The 1,866-nt window shown below is 69.8% G+C and carries 1 protein-coding gene; it reads left to right on the top strand.

Translation table 11 applies throughout. The features are described 5' to 3' along the window. Positions 1–262: 262 nt before the first annotated feature. Positions 263–1,866: PAS domain-containing protein (locus BEN49_RS14655; RefSeq protein ID WP_125916884.1), on the top strand; the 1,604-nt coding region annotated here is incomplete at its 3' end.

The raw sequence follows: 1,866 nt of genomic DNA, 5'->3' as shown, positions 1-1,866 counted from the left end.
TGCTTTGGTTTAGGGGCCCCGGGGAAATGGCGCGGGCTTTAGCTACTCCCCGCTGCGTACCATCAGGGAAGAACTTGTCCGAAAGCGGCCGTCATGCCCCGGCAGCGTTCGGCACGACGCCGCTTTCGTACGGAGCCGGCTGGCCGGCTTGGGGCCCCGGGCCGGGCTGCCAGCCGGCCAGGCGCGGGCCCCGGCAACCTGTAGTTAGTTGGCGCGCGTTGTTACCTTAGCTGGGCATTTTGCCGCTCCCGTGTCCCTGCTTATGCCCGCTGCCGAGGCCCCCGCACCCGCCGAATTCTCCCCCGAGCTGCTGCCCGCCCTGCTCGACCTCTCGCTGACGGGCGTGGTGCTGTACGAGCCCGTGCGCGACGCGGCCGGCGCGGTGGTGGACCTGGCCTTTGCCTACCTCAACCCCGCCGCCCAGCGGATGCTGCGCCTGCCGGCCCGGCCCGCGGCCACCTTCCTGGCGCAGTTTCCGGCGGGCCGCAACGAAGGCTTTGCCTTCCACCGCGACGCGTTTTTGGGCGATGCGCCGGGCCAGTTCGACGTGAATTACCAGGCCGACGGCTACGACAACTACTTCCGCATCGCGGCCCGGCGGGTGGGCGGCCAGCTGCTGGTGAGCTTCACCGACACCGCCGACCAGCCCCGCACGGCCGTGGAGGAGGCCCTGCGCGCCAGCCAGGCCCGCGAGCAAACCGCCCGCGCCGAGGCCGAGCGCCAGCGCCGCCAGCTCGACAACGTGCTGATGCAGGCCCCGGCCATGATTTGCGTATTTGAGGGCCCCAGCCACCGGTTTCAGTTCGTGAACGGCCCCTACCAGGGGTTAGTAGGCAACCGCCCGCTGCTGGGCCTCCCCATTGCCGAGGCCATGCCCGAGCTGGCCGGCCAGCCCATTTTTGAGCGGCTCGACGGCGTGTACCGCACCGGCGAGCCGTTTTTTGCCAACGAAATGCTCGTGCAACTCGACCACGACAACTCGAACCCCGCCGCGCTGGAGGAGCGCTATTACAACTTCACCTACCAGGCCCGCCGCGACCTGGCCGGGGCCATCGACGGCATCCTGGTGTTTGCCTACGAAGTGACAATGCAGGTACTGGCCCACCGCGCGGCCGAAGCCAGCACCCAGCAGGCGGCCGCCCTCAACGCGCAGCTGGACGCGCTTAACGAAGAGCTGGCCGCCACCAACGAGGAACTGCACGCCACCAACGAAGAGTTCCTGGCCGGCAACGAGGCCCTGGGGCGCACCCAGCTGAAGCTGGAAGTTACCAACCGGGCCCTGCTAAGCGCCGCCCGCCGCGCCGCCGACGCGCAGGCCGCCGCCGAAGCCGCCCGCGCCGAGCTGGCGCGCGTGTTCGAGCAGGCCCCCGTGGCCATTGCCATAATGGAAGGGCCGGCCCACACTGTGGCGCTGGCCAACCCCGAAATGTTCCTCATCTGGGGCCGTTCGCCGGCACAAGTCATCGGGCGGCCCCATTTCGAGGCGCTGCCCGACCTGGCGGGCCAGGGGTTCGAAGCCATTTTTGCCGACGTGTTCCGCTCCGGCCAGCCCTACTACCTGCGTGAGCAGCCCGTGCGCGTGGACCGCGCCGGCAACGGGCGGCCCACCCTGGGGTACTACCACATCACCTACCAGCCCCTGCGCGACGGCCAGGGCAACATCACGGGCCTCACCGCGTCGGCCGTGGAAGTGACGGACCAGGTGCGGGCCCGCCAGCAGGTGCAGGCGCTGAACGAGGAGCTGGCCACCACCAACGAAGAGCTGCGGGCCAGCAACGAAGAGTTTTTGGTGAACAACACCGCCCTGGCCGCCGCCCAGCAGGCGCTGGGGGCCCTCAACCAGGCGCTGGAGGCCCGCGTGGCGGC

The organism is Hymenobacter coccineus, from assembly GCF_001816125.1.
GTDB lineage: Bacteria > Bacteroidota > Bacteroidia > Cytophagales > Hymenobacteraceae > Hymenobacter > Hymenobacter coccineus.
Note: the sequence above shows the minus strand (reverse complement) of the source record. Positions and strands in the feature narration are given on the sequence as shown.